This window comes from Agrobacterium sp. 16-2014-1-2a (assembly GCF_053522705.1).
Genome location: NZ_JBNWBX010000005.1, coordinates 15750 through 30991, shown reverse-complemented (window position 1 = coordinate 30991; position 15242 = coordinate 15750). Strand labels below are relative to the sequence as shown.

Genomic DNA, 15242 nt, shown 5'->3' with positions numbered 1-15242 from the left:
GGCTGCCGGGTGGCGGGATCCCCTCCTGCAAATAGGTATGTGACTCGCTATTTATCAGTATATTCAAGCGGTTTCGAGCAAAATAGCGCCCGTGCCGAGGCTGGCCCACGATCCCCGATATTTGTTTTTGTAACGTGCATTCCACATTCGATATTGAGACGACTACATTTTTAGACTTCCCTAATGTTATTGGTTTTACTGTAGAACAGGACGTTAGGACGCTCCGGTATAGTTATCCCGCAAATGGTTGAGCCGACAAAGGCGTAGTGATTGCAAGGTCGATGGCGATAGATATTTCAGAGCGTGCAAGCGGTGAACCGTCCCCTGACATGTTGTCGCTCTCGGGCATTGCATCCGATGGGTCGATCGCGCATCCGGTTTCTTTTCAAGGATGCACGGGTGTTTTTCACCCGGCGCGCAAAGAGGTCAAACAGGATCATGCGGTTCTTTTCGTCAGCCCCTGGGGCATGGAGGAACTGTGCACTCGCAAGTTTCAGCGGGTTGTGGCTGAACGGCTGGCGGCGGCCGGCGTCGCCAGCCTGCGATTCGACTATCATGGCGCCGGGGATGCGCTCGATCCGGAGGATGTCGACCGTGCGGCGGATTGGCTTTCCGACACGCGAGCGGCGCTCGATTATCTAAAACGTCTTTCCGGCTGTTCCAGGGTGGTCGTCATCGCTCAGGGTCTCGGCTGTCTGATCGCCATACAGGCGCTCGCCGATGCGGCGGCCGTCGGTTCCATGGCGCTTCTCGCGCCCGTCGTCTCCGGACGGAGCTATCTTCGCGAACTGGCGATGTGGTCGTCCATGATTGACGATGGCCTTGGTCTTCGTCCCGGGCAGCGCATGGCGGAGGCGGGGGCAATTGCAGGCATGGCCATGCCGGTGGGTGTTGCTGATGCTATCAAGAAGGTCAATCTTGCAAAGCTGGATACCGCTCCTGGGCGCAGCATTCTGGTGCTGACGAGACCGGGCCGGGCGAGCGACAGCGATTTTGCCAAACAACTCGCCGCGATTGGTGCCGAGGTGGGGGAGGCGGAATTTGAGGGATATGACGATCTCGTATCCAGTCCTACACTCTCGAAAATACCCGGCGATGTGGTGAAGCGGCTTCGGGATTGGGTCCTGTCCAAGACCCAGACCACGGATGCGGCGGATCCGCAGGAGGACTTCATCGTCAACACTCCGCAGCGCGGTCGCGGTTTTCTGGAACAGCCGGTGCAATTTGGCGAAGCCGGTCGGCTTTTCGGTGTTTTTTGCGAGCCTGACGATCGGCCGGCGGTCTCCTCGGTCCTTCTGCTGGGCGCGGCCTACGACCGGCATGCGGGTTGGGGCAGGCTTTCCGTGCAAACGGCCCGTTTGCTCGCACGGGAGGGTATCGCTTCGCTGCGGTTCGACGCGGCCAATATTGCCGACAGCCCCCCGGTCAAAAACGCGCCCGATCAGGTTCTTTACGATGCGGCGCAGAATGACGACGTGGCCGCTGCGCTCGATTTTCTCAGTCGGCGTGGCAAAGGACCCGTCGTTGCTGCTGGGCGCTGCAGTGGCGCCTACCTCGCCTTCAATGGCGCGCTTGCCGATGACCGGATCAGCGGGGTGGTTGCGGTTAATCCGGTTGTGTTCCACTGGCGGAAAGGCCGCTCGGTCGATGAAGCGCTGCACAAACCGCCACGGTCCTTTGGGGAATACAGCCAGCGTTTTCGCCAGGGCGCTACGTTCAAGCGTCTCGTCAGCGGCGATGTTGATGTGGTGAGCGCCGGTCGCAATATCGCCAAGGCGACGCTCAAGAAGCTTTCGATAAAAACGGCAAGGCTTTCCCGCCGGGGGAGCGAGGAAGGGCGTGCCGTCTACGGTGCTTTCGACAAGCTCAAGACAAGGGATGTGTCCATTAGCCTGCTTTACAGCGACAATGACGACGGGCTTGAGCATTTCCGGTATTATTTCAACGCCGATGGCAGGGGCCTCTCGGCCTACCGGAATGTGTCGCTGACGATTATTCCTGACGCCGACCATAATCTTTCAACGCCTGAGGCCAGAAAAGCCTACATCGATGCGGTGAAGCTGATGGCTCTAAAAGGAAAATCGCCGGCTGGAGCCTAGCGAGACGACATCGCCGGAAGGGGGCGTTTCGGATGTTACTGTCTCCGGCAGGAGGTTGATTTTTCTGGTTTCACCGGGTGCGAGATGGAACCAGCTTTCCGAGGCGCGGTAATCTTGCGCCGTGATATGGACGGATTGCGCCAGCCGGTCCGTGCCGATCTCGAGCGACCAGATGCCGTTCGCCTCGCTCACCCCCACCTGAAGGTTGGCGGCGTGCAGTGCTTTTTTCCGACCGAGAGGAAAATGGAATGCGTCGGCGATGACAGATCCGGTCGCGACATCGCGGAGCCGGGCTACCGTCACATCATGGGAGGGCGGGCCGAAACGATAGGCATAGGTCGTATCGAAAAAGGCGCCGAACAATTCGGTTGCGGCGATGGTCTGGCTCTGTCGCGGCGAGAGCGTGAGCGGCCGTTTGGCATGGACGACGGGTTGCGTGCCATCGCGCAGGCAGGTCAGTTCCAGCATGGCGTTAAGGTTGTCGCCGGTTTCGTTGATGACATGAATGTCCAGCCCGTTGGTACCTTCATCGGAAAGGCTGACCTGGATGGGACGAAACGCTCTTTTCAGCGCATGCCAGACGGATTTTGGTCTGCCGGTGGCATCGATGATACCCCAGCCAGCGCCGGGAACGAGATCCTGCAAGGTCCACACCAGGGCGCCCCGGCAAGAGGACGCGTCGCGACGCCATTCGGCGAAGGTTGCTTCCATGACCTCGGCAGTGACGGCACGAGACATGTCGAGATAGAGGCCGCCATCCTCCCGACGCAGCACGTCCGGCTCAACGTCGTAAAGCAGTTTCAGATAATGGTCGCGAATATCCTCGAAATCCCAGGAAGCGCCGCGATCGCGTGGCGTGCGCGCCTTCCAGCGCGGATCATGCACCGCCAGTGCGGGAAGATGTCTGTCCAGCGTTTCCTGTTCGGGAATATTGGCGAAGGCCAGGCACTCAGCGGCAAAGCGGAGATTGGCCCGGCGGGCATCTTCCAGCGGACGGCAATAGGCGCCCACACCGTAATAATGACCAACCCCGACATTGGGGAAGAAGGGCAAGGCGCCGCCTGAAGGGGAATTCGCCACATAGGCCGCGTCTGGCCGTTTTTCGGCCAGGACGTTGGGCAAAATTGTCTCGGTGAGCGTTCCCTTCCATATCTGTTCCGGCAGACCGAGCATCGCGCCCTGCTGGTACATTTCGCTACCACCGCAAAAAACGATCAGCGAAGGGGAAAGGGCGGTCGCCTCGAGGAACTGCGAGATTTCCGTAACGATATGCTGGCTGAGCGCCTCATCCTTTGCTGGATAATCAAAATTGGCAAGCATGGCGTCCTGCCAAACCATGATGCCGAGTTCATCGCACAGCGTGAAGAACTCCGGCGTTTCATAGGCCATCGTGCCGCCGATGCGGATCATGTTCATACCGGCTTCGGCAGCTTTTCGAAGCCAAGGCTCATAGTCCGGTCTTGTTCCCGGCAGGCGCACGATGTCGGCGGTCGTCCAGACTGCGCCCCGGCAGAAAACGGGGTGCCCGTTTATCTGGATGCCGAAACCGTTTCCGTCTTCGCCGTAATCCACCTCCACGCGCCTGAAGCCGGTGCGCCCGAGCCTGTGTTGCTTACCATCCAGTTCCAGAACGACTTCATGAAGCGCCGGTCTGCCGTGGGTATGCGGCCACCAAGTCTCGACATCGGGTATCCGGAGTTCGCCCAAGAATTCGCCGTTTTCACCTCTGGAAAGATCGGTGCTGTAACCGGCGCAGGTGAGCCGTGCGGATGGAATGTCGTGGTTCGCCTCCAGGGCGATGTTGACCGTTCCCGTCCCGGTTTCGTCGAGCGAGGACCGGACTGTGCAAAGCACGCCTGCCTGTCTTCTAAGGCTGATGGGTCGCCATGGGCCGGCGGCATGGATTTCCGGGCACCAGCCTGGCATATATCCGAGCGCCGTGGTGCGGATCAGCCGCAGACCTTGGGTGTTCATCATCTGCGGACGCCAGCGGGCGCGGGGACCGGTTTTTTCGAGCCTTGGCGAAAGTGCCCGGAAGCAGATCGAAAGTTCGTCCGCGCCCGTCAGTTCAACCGGCACTTCCAGCCTTTCGAACATGCTCTGGCTGGCGGCGATCAGTTCGCCGTTGAGGAAGATTTCTGCAATCGTCGACAGGCCGTCGAAGCGCAGGATCGCCCGCTCCCGCACATCGGAAATCATCGTCAGACGGTACCAGGCATCCCTGTCGTTCAATGGTGTCGGATTGAAACGGTCGAATTTCCCGGCCAGTTCCAGAGCTTGCGCCACTGTTCCGGGAACGGATACGTGAAAGCTTTCAAGAGTTGCGGGAATTTCCGAGGGCGTTTCGCAGGCATTGGCGGACGTCAGTGTCAGCGTCCAGCCTTCACTCAGCAATTTTTCGCTTTCGCGCGGAAGATAAGTCCTCACGCGGCCTCGCTGGTGTTCGACAATTTCGCCGCAAGGGCTTCCATCACACCATCCCATGCTTCCGCAGCCGGATCGAGCACCGAGGCGAGCGCGTCGAATTTACGGCGTGTGACGGCGCGAGCGAGCTGGAACTGCACGGTCTTGGCGACCTCGGATATGCGCAGCGCGTGGTCTCGCGCTTCAGCAAATTCGCTCTTGTCCAGCCATTCGAGGTGGCTCGCCGCCAGTTCGAAATTGGCGCCGAGCTGGCGCAGCGTATTGAAGGCATATTTGTGGAAAAAGCCAAACGGACGGTCTGCCACCTTCTCGACCTGAGCCGGAAACACGGCTGCAAAAGACCTGACCGGATTGTCGGATGGTCGCCGTGAAAAATGAAACTTCAGCAGCCGTTCGGCCGTTTTGCGGATATGCGCCGGCGAAGGGTTGCTGTCTGCAAATTTCGCAAATTCCGTATAGGGCAGGAAGGGCGGCTCGCTCTCTCTCAGATGATGCTGGAACAGGCCGTCGAAATCTTCGCCCGACAGGTGGAAAAAGCCGGCATTATGAAAATAATCGAGTTCCCGGTTTGCAAGGTCCAGCCGGTTGATGGCGATGGTGGTCTTGCCATGTTCCTTCCGGTAACCCACCCCGTGGGTATCGGGCATATAGAAGCTGTCCATCTCGATCAGGCAGATGCGACCGCGCTCCAGCTGCGCTTCGATATGGTTTTCTACCCGGTCGAAGATCGCAAGTTCGGTGGCTCGAACGCCATAAAGTGCTTCCAGATCTTCCAGCGGCACCTTGAAGAAGGTGAACTGGTCGCCTTCGAAATCCTGCGTCAGGGTGAAGCCGAACATGGCCTCAGGCGGCAACCCTTTCGAGGCCAGCACCTCGATCCACAAATCGATGTAGCAATTGGTCTCCGGCCACATTCTTTCCGACGAATGAAGCGAGTGCTGCACATAGTTTTTGGGATCGAGACCGGGGAAAATCTGCCGCATGAATGGTTAGCCCCAGAGTGTTTTCAAGGCCTTTTCGGGCCATGTTTTTACATCCAGTCCGTGATGCGCAAAAAGTGCCAGCGCAATGCGCTCAAGGCCGAAACCGACGCAGGCGGTGTGAGCCACATCACCATTGTCGAGGTTCAATCCCCATTTCTGGCCAAAGGCGTCCTGATGGTAATTGAAGCTCATGCAGGCCGTCGGGTTGGTGGCGGATGTGACGGGGATCAACAGTTCGAATTTCAGGTTCTGGTCGCGCTGGTTGTTGGCGAGCATTTTGCCGGCGCGGCCGAAGAAGGGATCGTTGGCCACGTCGATGGTCACTTCAAGGCCCACGGCTTCCATCATCGCCACGCCGCGATCCATCCATGTCTGGCGGAATTCGGTCACATCACTCTCCGTGCCCATGCGCACATATTCCCGCATGCGGAAAAGCTGCTGACGTGCCGGGTCCTTCGAGGGTTCATGGCGGAAACAATAGGACTGGATGTCGTAGAGACCGCCGCCGGAAGGCAATGCGCCGCGCTTGGCGATGGTCGGATAAAGAGGGTAGCAAGCGGCCGGCGTCAGCACGATATCGGTTGCTTTCTGGTCCTTTGTCCAGTCGCCGCCCTCATCCATGGATTTGAGAAGGCTGACATGGTCAAGTTCGCAACCGCAGAAGGAATGCACCGTGCCCGCAAGCTGCGGGAAGCTTTTCATGTAACCGCTCTTTTCGAAATAGGCGCGGTTGATGCCGGGCGGGAAGCGGATCGCCTCTGCACTGTCCGGGCCGCCGGTGCGGTCGATCAGGCGTTCGAATGCGGCAATGACGTCCTCGAACTGGCCGCTGCGTCCGTAAAGACCATCGACACCCGTTTCAATCAGCAGGCCTTCTTCGAACAGTAGATCGAGAAACGATGTTTGCATATCCATGGTCTTATCCCAAGAGGCTGGTGTCCTGCTTGTGAACCAGCAGGAGATTGGCGGAATTGCCGAGAATACGGTCGTTGGAAATCATCAGGCGCGCGGAATGCGCGTCGCGAAGGTGTCGGCCAAGGCTGTAGGGCGTACCGTTCTTGTAACCCATGATGCCGCAGACCAGCATCGCTTGGTCGATGATCTCTAGAATGGTTTCCGAAGAACAGATCTTCACATTGTTCATGGCAACCGCGAACGCCATGGACATCAGCTTGTCCGGGTCGCTCTTGGTGTCTTCGTAAGCCTTTACGCCCGCAATGACGTTGGATTTGACCACCTGCAATTTCGTGGAAATTTCGGCAATGTGGATAGCGCCTGGCGGTGTGACACCGGGCGACTTGCGTGCAGCCGTCCTGACGAAGGATTGCGCGCGCAGCACCGCATCCGACGCGATGCCATACCAAACGGCGCTCCACAGAAGATGCGAGCTTGCAAGCATGGATTGCGCAGCGATTTCCGCAAATGGTTTTGGGAATATCTGCACCGCCGGTGCCTCGCCGCGGAACAGGAAACTGTCCGAACAGGTGCCGCGCATGCCGAGTGTGTCCCAGACATGGGTCTTCTCGAGCCTGTACTGATCTTTCAGGAAGACGGTCATCACCTGATCGGCCGGGGCGGCATCCTTGTGGGCGCGCGAGGTGATGAGGATGGCATCCGCATTGCTGCCGTAGGAAATGACGGTGGCGTCCTTCTCCAGCCGGCAAATGTCTCCTTCGACCTCGATAGCGCAGATGGAATTGCGCAGATTGCCGCCGATTCCGCCTTCGGTCGTGGCCGAGGCGAGCAGAAGCTGTTCGCTTGCAATGCGGCTCATGAAGCCCGCATGCCATGGGCTTGTCTCGCCGTGTTCCACAAGGCTCGATGCCTTGATGTGGTGCATGGCGAAAATCATCGCGGTTGCCGAACAGGCCTGGCCAAGCCGGGCGCAGATATCGGCGATTTGCTGTATGGATGCGCCTTCGCCACCAAGAGAGGACGGGACCTGAATGCCGAGAAGGCGCTCTTGTCTCAGCGCCTTGACGGCTTCCTCCGGGAAGCGACCGGTGACGTCCACCTCGTCCGCGTGTTTGGCGGCAATTGCTGCGACGCGGCTTGCGCGCGCGGACAGCGTTTCATCCTGCGGCGCAACGGTCACATTCATCAGGCTGCCTCTTTACCATCCAGAATGAGCTTAACGGTGTCTTCAATGGCCTTGATGCTGGCAAAGGACTTGCGGTTCAAGAGGTTGTCGGGGAATTCGATATCGAAAGCTTCCTCGATACCCAGCATCAATTGCACCGATGCAAAGGAAGAAAGACCCGCCGCATAAAGATCTGCTTCGTTTTCAATCGTATCGACGGGGGTAGGAAGCTGGCCGAATTTTGCCAGTATTTCACGAATAGTCGCATTCATTCCGACTTATCTCCCATGAATTTAACATCAGGATGGTTTGTGCTTATCGTTAATTTGAAAACGATAATATTCGCCTAAACCGTTAGGTTAATTACCACTAACGGCGCTTTTGTTGTTCGTCCACCTTTGCCAGCCATCAGCAGCACCCTTGACAAATGTCGGGCGGTGTTTTCTCTTGTGTCCATTCACCAGGGGTGTCCCGTCAAGGGGCTGAGATTCTGCTTTTATGCGCAGTGACCCGTTGAACCTGATCCAGTTCATACTGGCGTAGGGACGGTGCAAAGACCGAAGGTCGGATTGCGTGTAACTTGCGCTGCCGACGCGTCGGTATTTTCCATCATTCCGGCTCGAACTGGGTCTCCACTGTCAAACTTTGGAGCCTCATGATGAATATCGTTGCCAAGAATATCCCGCTTGTCGTCACAACCGGGCCGCATCCCGCCTCCACGAAAATCCACAAAACCGGAATTTTGCATCCGCATATTCGCGTGCCCATGCGCGAAATCGCCGTCCACCCGACGGCGGGCGAACCGCCGGTCACGGTCTATGATTCCTCAGGCCCCTATACCGATCCATTGCATAACGTTCTGATCGAAAAGGGTCTGCCACGCCTGCGTCACGACTGGGTTGTAGCGCGCGGCGATGTCGCGGCTTACGACGGTCGGCACGTCAAACCGGAGGATAACGGCTTTGCCACCGGCGAGCGGCTGACGCCGGAATTCGCCGTGCGCCACCAGCCGCTGAGGGCCACGGAAGGAAAAGCCGTAACGCAGCTTGCCTATGCGCGGGCAGGCATCATCACGCCGGAAATGGAGTTCATCGCCATCCGCGAAAATCTGGGGCGCGAAGCGGCGAAGGAGAAGCTGGCTCGTGATGGCGAGAGTTTTGGCGCGCAGATACCCGATTATGTGACGCCGGAGTTCGTCCGTCAGGAAGTCGCATCGGGTCGCGCCATCATCCCTGCCAACATCAATCACCCCGAGCTTGAGCCGATGATCATCGGCCGTAATTTTCTGGTCAAGATCAACGCCAATATCGGCAATTCCGCCGTCACTTCCTCCATGGCCGAAGAGGTGGAGAAGATGGTCTGGGCGATCCGCTGGGGTGCCGATACCGTCATGGACCTTTCGACCGGGCGCAACATCCACAATATCCGCGAATGGATCATCCGCAATTCGCCGGTACCGATCGGCACAGTGCCGCTTTATCAGGCGCTGGAGAAGGTCAACGGCATTGCCGAGGACCTGAATTGGGAAGTGTTCCGCGACACGTTGATCGAACAGGCGGAGCAAGGCGTGGATTATTTCACCATCCATGCCGGTGTTCGGCTGCATTACATTCCGCTTACCGTCAACCGTGTCACCGGTATCGTCTCACGCGGCGGGTCGATTATGGCCAAGTGGTGTCTGCATCATCACAAGGAAAGCTTCCTCTATGAGCATTTCGACGAGATCTGCGACATCTGCCGTGCCTATGATGTTTCCTTCTCGCTGGGTGACGGGTTGCGGCCCGGTTCGATTGCCGACGCCAACGACGCCGCGCAATTTGCCGAGCTGGAGACGCTCGGTGAGTTGACACAGATCGCATGGGCGAAGGATTGCCAGGTCATGATTGAGGGCCCCGGCCATGTGCCGATGCACAAGATCAAGGAGAACATGGACAAGCAGTTGAAGACATGCGGTGAGGCGCCCTTTTATACGCTTGGGCCGCTAACGACCGATATCGCCCCCGGTTACGACCACATCACTTCCGGCATCGGGGCAGCGATGATCGGCTGGTTTGGCACGGCGATGCTCTGCTATGTCACGCCGAAGGAACATCTGGGTCTGCCTGATCGTAACGACGTGAAGGTCGGTGTCATCACCTACAAGATCGCGGCTCACGCTGCCGATCTCGCCAAGGGTCATCCGGCAGCACAGGTGCGGGACGATGCGCTGTCGCGTGCAAGGTTCGAGTTCCGTTGGGAAGACCAGTTCAACCTGTCGCTGGATCCGGACACGGCGCGCTCCTTCCATGACGAGACCCTGCCGAAGGAGGCGCACAAGGTCGCACATTTCTGCTCGATGTGCGGGCCGAAATTCTGCTCGATGCGGATTTCCCACGACATCCGCGCCGAGGCGCAGAAGGAAGGGCTGGAGGCCATGGCCGCGCGCTTCAAGGAAGGTGGCGAGCTTTACATGCCGCTCGCGACCCCGGCAGACGGCCAGTAGCATGCGTGTCCTTGTCAAGGGAACGGGGGTCGCCGGTCTGACGGCGGCCTTCGAACTGGCGCGGCGCGGTGCAACCGTGGAGGTTTCGGAGCGCAATGCTGAAGCCTCGCGCGGCGCATCCTTTTACGCGGGCGGAATGCTGGCGCCCTGGTGCGAGCGTGAAAGTGCGGACGAGGCGGTACTAATGCTCGGCCAGGCGGCTCTCGACTGGTGGGATGAGGCGACCCCCGGCCTTGTCATCAGACACGGCACGCTGGTCGTCGCGCCCGCCCGCGACAAAGCCGAGCTTTCGCGTTTCGCATCCAGAACCGCAGGGTACCGATGGGTGGATGAGGGTGAAATCGCCGCTCTGGAGCCTGACCTTGCCGGGCGGTTCCGCTCCGGGCTTTATTTCCCGGGCGAGGGGCATCTCGATCCGCGCCTTGCGCTCAAATCGCTGCATACGCGGCTTTGCGGCTTGGGCGTGCGGTTTCATATGGGTATTCCGGTGGATGAGCAGCCGTTCGATCGGGTGGTGGATTGCACGGGCGCTGCGGCGGTGGGCGAGATTGCCAATCTTCGCGGCGTGCGGGGAGAAATGCTCTATCTCGCCACGTCAGAGGTTTCCCTGTCGCGCGCCGTCCGGCTCTTACATCCGCGCATTCCGCTTTACATTGTGCCGCGTGAGCCGGGTCGCTTCATGGTGGGGGCGACGATGATCGAGACAGAGGATGCCGGAGCCATTTCAGCGCGCTCGATGATGGAGTTTCTGAACGCCGCCTATGCCGTACATCCGGCCTTCGGCGAAGCGGAAATCATCGAGACCGGAACGGGCGTGCGCCCCGCCTATCCCGACAATCTGCCGAAAGTTACGCAGGACGGCCGGACCGTCTTCATCAACGGCGCCCACCGGCATGGCTTCCTGCTGTCGCCGGCTATGGCGCGGCAGGCGGCTGAAATCGTCTGCCAAGATATCTCTGGAAAGGAACAGGATCATGAAACTTCTGGTGAATGGCGACGAGCTTGATCTCGCCACCGAGACGCTGGCCGGGTTACTCACCAGCCTCGATTATGAAGGCGAGTGGCTGGCGACGGCGGTCAATGGCGATCTGGTGCATTCGGAAGAGCGCGCTGATTATCGATTGAAGGCGTTCGACCGTGTCGAAATCCTCTCGCCGATGCAGGGAGGTTGAGGCCATGCTGACGCTTTATGGCCGTGAGGTCTCGTCGCGCCTCCTGCTCGGCACGGCGCGTTATCCGTCTCCCGCCGTGCTTGCCGATGCAGTGCGGGCCAGCAACACGGATATTCTGACGATTTCGCTGCGTCGGGAAACGGCAGGCGGCAAGAAGGGTGGCCAGTTTTTTGAGCTGATCCGCGAGCTGGATCGTTACATTCTGCCCAATACGGCTGGCTGCCATACCGTGAAGGAAGCGGTGCTGACGGCGAAGATGGCGCGTGAGGTTTTTCACACCAACTGGATCAAGTTGGAGGTCATCGGCCATCACGACACTTTGCAGCCCGATGTGTTTGCGCTCGTCGAAGCGGCGAAAATTCTCTGCGACGATGGTTTCGAAGTCTTTCCGTATACGACTGATGATCTTGTCGTGGCGGAAAAGCTCCTGGATGCGGGTTGCAAGGTGCTGATGCCCTGGTGTGCGCCGATCGGCAGCGCCATGGGGCCGCTTAATCTGATGGCGCTGAAATCCATGCGGGCGCGTTTTCCCGATGTGCCGCTGATCGTCGATGCCGGTATCGGCCGGCCGTCACATGCGGTGACGGTGATGGAGCTTGGTTACGATGCCGTTCTGCTCAACACGGCGGTCGCGGGGGCGGGTGACCCGGTCGGCATGGCGGAAGCTTTCGCCCGCGCCATTGAGTCAGGGCATCAGGCTTTTGTGGCGGGGCCGCTGGAGCCGAGAGATATGGCCATTCCCTCGACACCGGTGATTGGCACGGCGGTATTTTCCTGATTCACCTTTTGCGTTGACAGTGCCCCGTGGCGGCGGGATACCGGGAGAAAAGGGGAACGGCATGGCGGCACGCAATAATCTTCTGACGGATATCAATGGGATTTTGGTCGGCAATGTCACCGATCTTGCACTCGGCTCCGGCGTCACCGCAATCGTTTTCGAAAAACCCGTAATCGCCTCCGGTTCGGTTCTTGGCGGGGCGCCCGGTGGTCGTGATACCGGCCTGCTCGACCCGGCGATGACGGTGGAAACCGTGGATGCCTTCGTACTTTCAGGCGGTTCGGCCTTCGGGCTGGATGCGGCGGGTGGTGTTCAGGCCGGTCTGCGCGAGATCGGCCGTGGCCTGCAAGTCGGTTCCACCCGTGTTCCCATTGTGCCGCAGGCGATCCTCATGGATCTGCTGAATGGTGGCAACAAGGAGTGGGGGCTGCATTCGCCCTATCGCGAGATGGGCTATGCGGCTTTCAGGTCGGCGCGTGCGGAGCCCTTCGGGCTTGGAACAGTCGGCGCGGGAACGGGGGCGACCACCGCCACCTTCAAGGGCGGTCTTGGTTCGGCAAGCGCTGTCAGTTCCGGCGGTTACAAGGTGGCGGCCATCGTCGCCGTCAATGCGCTTGGCTCGGCAACCGTTGGCACCAGCCGCCATTTCTGGTCTGTGCCTTTTGAAGAGCAGGGCGAGTTCGGCGACTGCGGTTTTCCTGATCGTTTCGAACCGGATCATACCGCGCTTCGTCTCAAGGGCGTCAACCTCACCGCGACGACCATCGGCGCCGTGGTCACCGATGCCGTCCTTACCAAAGCGCAGGCGCACCGCCTTTCCATCATGGCGCATGACGGGCTGGCGCGCGCCGTGCTGCCCGCCCATCTGCCGAGCGACGGCGACACCATGTTTTCGGCTGCGACCGGTGAGAAGCCGCTTGAGGGCGGCGCTCATTTCGCGGAACTCTGCCATCTCGCTACCATCGTTATGGCGCGCGCAGTGGCGCGCGGTGTTTACGAGGCGACGGCTCTGCCGCAGCACGGTGCGCAGAAAGCCTATCACGATCTTCATGGCCGGGGTTTCTAGCCGATGAGCAATATACATCAGCCACTGAAGCCCGTTCTCCGCATCGATTTTCCGCCCGGAGATCGTCTCGGCCACGGTAAGATCGAGTTGATGGAGCTGATTGTCGAGACCGGCTCGATATCGGCCGCCGGGCGAGCGATGGACATGTCCTATCGCCGTGCATGGCTGCTTGTGGATGCGCTGAACCATATGTTCAAACAGCCGGTGATCGAATCCCAGCGGGGCGGCAAGCAGGGGGGTGGGGCCGCGCTGACCGCATTCGGTGCCGAATTGCTTGAACGGTATCGCAGCATGGAAAAGCGGATGAATGAGGCCCTGCGCAAGGATATCGACTGGCTTGAGGCCAACCGCAATCCGGATGCCGCCATCACTAATACGGATCGAGAGCCGCCGACTTTATGATCGCGTGTACCGGTTTCCCGGGTTCCAGCTGGAGACGTTCGCGCGACAGATCGGTGATACGCGACTGGATAATATCGCCGCCGCAATCCACCTGAACGGTTACCATGCCATCTTCGCTGGCGGAGATACCGGCAATATGGCCTTCGAGGATGTTAAGGGCGCTCAGGCCTTCGGGCTTTGCCGTGGCAAGCATGACGTCACGCGCCGGTATCAGCACGCGTGCCGGGGTGCGGGGTGTTCCTCTTTTTGCTGGAACCTGCAGGAGCGACGAGCAGAGCCTTACGGCAGCAAGCCCGTGCCTTTCATCGAAGCTTTCGATGTGTCCCGAAAGGATGCTGCCCGCTTCTCGTCGCTCAAGATGTGCGCTGAAATCCGACCGTGACAGCACGTCGGCCGCTTTTCCCTGTGCCTCCACCTTGCCGTCCTTCATAACAACTATGCGGTCGGCAAGGCGGGCGACTTCCTGGATGGAGTGGCTGACATAGACGATCGGGATTTTCGTCTCGTCGCGCAGCCGTTCCAGATAAGGGATGATCTCGGCCTTTCGTTCCTCGTCCAGTGAGGCGAGAGGTTCGTCCATCAACAGTAGTCTGGGCGATGACAGGAGTGCGCGGCCGATGGCGACCCGCTGTTTTTCACCGCCGGAAAGCTTGTTCGGACGACGCTGGAGAAGATGGCCGATGCCAAGCATGTCGATAATGCGGTTTTCATTCGCCCGCTCAGATTTTTCCGTAGCGAACCATTTGCCGTAGTTCAGGTTCTGGGCAACGCTGAGATGAGGAAACAGCCGCGCGTCCTGAAAAACATAACCAAAATGGCGCCTGTGCGCCGGCAGGAACAGGCGCTTTCCGCTATCGGCCAGCACTTCGCCATCGAGCGATACCTGACCACTATCTGGCCGCAGCAGACCTGCGATGATGCGGATCATCGACGTTTTACCGGAGCCGGAGCGTCCGAAAAGCGCTGTAACGCCGCCATCAGAGGTGAATGACGCGTTGAGTTCGAAGGAGCCGAGGCGGTGGCGGGTGGAGACAGAAAGCGTCATTCCATGCTCACCCGTTTGCCGATGATGCGGGCCAGAAACTCCGAGACGAGCAAGGCCGACATGGAAATCACGACGGAAACGATGGTCAGCCGCAATGCGCCTGCATCGCCGCCCGGAACCTGCGTGAAAGTGTAGATGGCAGCGGACAGCGTCTGGGTTTCGCCGGGAATATTGGAAACGAAGGTGATGGTCGCGCCAAATTCGCCCATGGCCTTGGCGAAAGCGAGGATCATGCCCGCGATGATGCCGGGCAGGATCAGGGGAAGCGTGACGGTGAGGAACACCCATAGGGGGCTTGCACCCAGGGTTCCGGCCGCCTCTTCCAGCTTGCTGTCCACCGCTTCGATGGAGAGGCGGATGGAGCGCACCATCAGCGGAAACGCCATGACGGCGCATGCGAGCGCCGCTCCCGTCCAGCGAAAGGAAAAGACGATGCCGAACCAGCTGTCGAGAAACTGGCCGATGGCGCCTCTGCGGCCGAAGAGGACGAGCAGCAGAAAACCGGTGACGACGGGCGGCAGAATGAGCGGCAGGTGGACAATGCCATTGAGCAGCGACTTGCCCCAGAAGCGCCCGCGCGCCAGCGCGACGGCAACCGCAATGCCGAAGGGCAGGCTGGCGAACATGGCGATGGAGGACACCCACAGGCTGAGCCTGATCGCCGTCCATTCTTCAGGGCTTAGTGTCCACCAATGCAAAGCCATATCCTAC

Annotated in this window: 14 protein-coding genes and 1 riboswitch; of the genes, 7 read left to right on the top strand and 7 right to left on the bottom strand. The window is 59.4% G+C overall.

The window, feature by feature from the left end:
• The first annotated feature begins 281 nt into the window (after positions 1-281).
• Positions 282-2099 carry a serine aminopeptidase domain-containing protein gene (locus ACQZ45_RS16185; RefSeq protein WP_113291866.1) on the top strand — a complete coding sequence of 606 codons (1818 nt, stop codon included), beginning with the start codon at positions 282-284 and terminating at the stop codon, positions 2097-2099.
• Here the strand turns inward: ACQZ45_RS16185 and ACQZ45_RS16180 are convergent.
• From ACQZ45_RS16180 to ACQZ45_RS16160, 5 genes are read right to left on the bottom strand one after another with little or no spacing between them, the layout of a single operon-like run.
• Positions 2070-4526: a glycosyl hydrolase 2 galactose-binding domain-containing protein gene (locus tag ACQZ45_RS16180; protein ID WP_113291867.1), complete on the bottom strand. Its 2457-nt coding sequence runs from the start codon at positions 4524-4526 to the stop codon at positions 2070-2072. The genes ACQZ45_RS16185 and ACQZ45_RS16180 overlap by 30 nt on opposite strands.
• Positions 4523-5506 (bottom strand): DUF1839 family protein, encoded by a 984-nt coding sequence (locus ACQZ45_RS16175; protein WP_003516813.1) that lies wholly within the window; start codon positions 5504-5506, stop codon positions 4523-4525. Before ACQZ45_RS16175 ends, ACQZ45_RS16180 begins: the two co-directional genes overlap by 4 nt.
• Positions 5507-5512: 6 nt before the next feature.
• Positions 5513-6421 carry an amino acid--[acyl-carrier-protein] ligase gene (locus ACQZ45_RS16170; RefSeq protein WP_113291868.1) on the bottom strand — a complete coding sequence of 303 codons (909 nt, stop codon included), beginning with the start codon at positions 6419-6421 and terminating at the stop codon, positions 5513-5515.
• A 4-nt stretch (positions 6422-6425) separates the two neighbouring features.
• Positions 6426-7607 (bottom strand): acyl-CoA dehydrogenase family protein, encoded by a 1182-nt coding sequence (locus ACQZ45_RS16165; RefSeq protein ID WP_113291869.1) that lies wholly within the window; start codon positions 7605-7607, stop codon positions 6426-6428.
• Positions 7607-7858, bottom strand: coding sequence for an acyl carrier protein (locus tag ACQZ45_RS16160; RefSeq protein ID WP_003492279.1), 252 nt, complete (start codon positions 7856-7858; stop codon positions 7607-7609). Before ACQZ45_RS16160 ends, ACQZ45_RS16165 begins: the two co-directional genes overlap by 1 nt.
• Positions 7859-8038: 180 nt before the next feature.
• A riboswitch (TPP riboswitch) is annotated at positions 8039-8150 on the top strand.
• 94 nt (positions 8151-8244) lie between these two features.
• Between ACQZ45_RS16160 and thiC the strand changes: the two genes are divergently transcribed.
• From thiC to ACQZ45_RS16130, 6 genes are all read left to right on the top strand, one after another.
• The gene (gene thiC, locus ACQZ45_RS16155; protein ID WP_003516819.1) at positions 8245-10068 is read left to right on the top strand and encodes a phosphomethylpyrimidine synthase ThiC; all 1824 of its coding nucleotides are present in this window, start codon (positions 8245-8247) and stop codon (positions 10066-10068) included.
• A 1-nt stretch (position 10069) separates the two neighbouring features.
• Positions 10070-11074, top strand: a complete 1005-nt coding sequence (gene thiO, locus ACQZ45_RS16150; protein WP_019566093.1) for a glycine oxidase ThiO — start codon at positions 10070-10072, stop codon at positions 11072-11074.
• Positions 11043-11240, top strand: a complete 198-nt coding sequence (thiS, locus tag ACQZ45_RS16145) for a sulfur carrier protein ThiS (RefSeq protein ID WP_003516823.1) — start codon at positions 11043-11045, stop codon at positions 11238-11240. The genes thiO and thiS overlap by 32 nt, the downstream gene beginning before the upstream one ends.
• A 4-nt stretch (positions 11241-11244) precedes the next feature.
• Positions 11245-12018, top strand: a complete 774-nt coding sequence (locus ACQZ45_RS16140; protein ID WP_113291870.1) for a thiazole synthase — start codon at positions 11245-11247, stop codon at positions 12016-12018.
• Between the two features lie 61 nt (positions 12019-12079).
• Complete coding sequence (locus ACQZ45_RS16135; protein WP_113291871.1) at positions 12080-13084, top strand: P1 family peptidase; 1005 nt, start codon at positions 12080-12082, stop codon at positions 13082-13084.
• A gap of 3 nt (positions 13085-13087) precedes the next feature.
• Entirely contained in the window at positions 13088-13486 is a 399-nt protein-coding gene (locus tag ACQZ45_RS16130) for a winged helix-turn-helix domain-containing protein (RefSeq protein WP_113291872.1), read from the top strand.
• Here the strand turns inward: ACQZ45_RS16130 and modC are convergent.
• Positions 13455-14531, bottom strand: a complete 1077-nt coding sequence (modC, locus tag ACQZ45_RS16125; protein WP_113291873.1) for a molybdenum ABC transporter ATP-binding protein — start codon at positions 14529-14531, stop codon at positions 13455-13457. The two genes, ACQZ45_RS16130 and modC, sit on opposite strands and share 32 nt — an antisense overlap.
• Complete coding sequence (gene modB, locus ACQZ45_RS16120; RefSeq protein WP_025594485.1) at positions 14528-15235, bottom strand: molybdate ABC transporter permease subunit; 708 nt, start codon at positions 15233-15235, stop codon at positions 14528-14530. Before modB ends, modC begins: the two co-directional genes overlap by 4 nt.
• Positions 15236-15242: the final 7 nt, after the last annotated feature.

What these genes read in the sequence shown, in the direction of transcription:
- ACQZ45_RS16140 (WP_113291870.1), top strand. Translation starts at nt 11,245, where the DNA reads ATGCTGACGCTTTATGGCCGTGAGGTCTCGTCGCGCCTCCTGCTCGGC.
- ACQZ45_RS16130 (WP_113291872.1), top strand. Translation starts at nt 13,088, where the DNA reads ATGAGCAATATACATCAGCCACTGAAGCCCGTTCTCCGCATCGATTTT.
- thiC (WP_003516819.1), top strand. Translation starts at nt 8,245, where the DNA reads ATGAATATCGTTGCCAAGAATATCCCGCTTGTCGTCACAACCGGGCCG.
- ACQZ45_RS16170 (WP_113291868.1), bottom strand. Translation starts at nt 6,421, where the DNA reads ATGGATATGCAAACATCGTTTCTCGATCTACTGTTCGAAGAAGGCCTG.
- ACQZ45_RS16135 (WP_113291871.1), top strand. Translation starts at nt 12,080, where the DNA reads ATGGCGGCACGCAATAATCTTCTGACGGATATCAATGGGATTTTGGTC.
- ACQZ45_RS16175 (WP_003516813.1), bottom strand. Translation starts at nt 5,506, where the DNA reads ATGCGGCAGATTTTCCCCGGTCTCGATCCCAAAAACTATGTGCAGCAC.
- ACQZ45_RS16160 (WP_003492279.1), bottom strand. Translation starts at nt 7,858, where the DNA reads ATGAATGCGACTATTCGTGAAATACTGGCAAAATTCGGCCAGCTTCCT.
- modC (WP_113291873.1), bottom strand. Translation starts at nt 14,531, where the DNA reads ATGACGCTTTCTGTCTCCACCCGCCACCGCCTCGGCTCCTTCGAACTC.
- modB (WP_025594485.1), bottom strand. Translation starts at nt 15,235, where the DNA reads ATGGCTTTGCATTGGTGGACACTAAGCCCTGAAGAATGGACGGCGATC.
- ACQZ45_RS16165 (WP_113291869.1), bottom strand. Translation starts at nt 7,607, where the DNA reads ATGAATGTGACCGTTGCGCCGCAGGATGAAACGCTGTCCGCGCGCGCA.
- thiO (WP_019566093.1), top strand. Translation starts at nt 10,070, where the DNA reads ATGCGTGTCCTTGTCAAGGGAACGGGGGTCGCCGGTCTGACGGCGGCC.
- ACQZ45_RS16185 (WP_113291866.1), top strand. Translation starts at nt 282, where the DNA reads ATGGCGATAGATATTTCAGAGCGTGCAAGCGGTGAACCGTCCCCTGAC.
- thiS (WP_003516823.1), top strand. Translation starts at nt 11,043, where the DNA reads ATGAAACTTCTGGTGAATGGCGACGAGCTTGATCTCGCCACCGAGACG.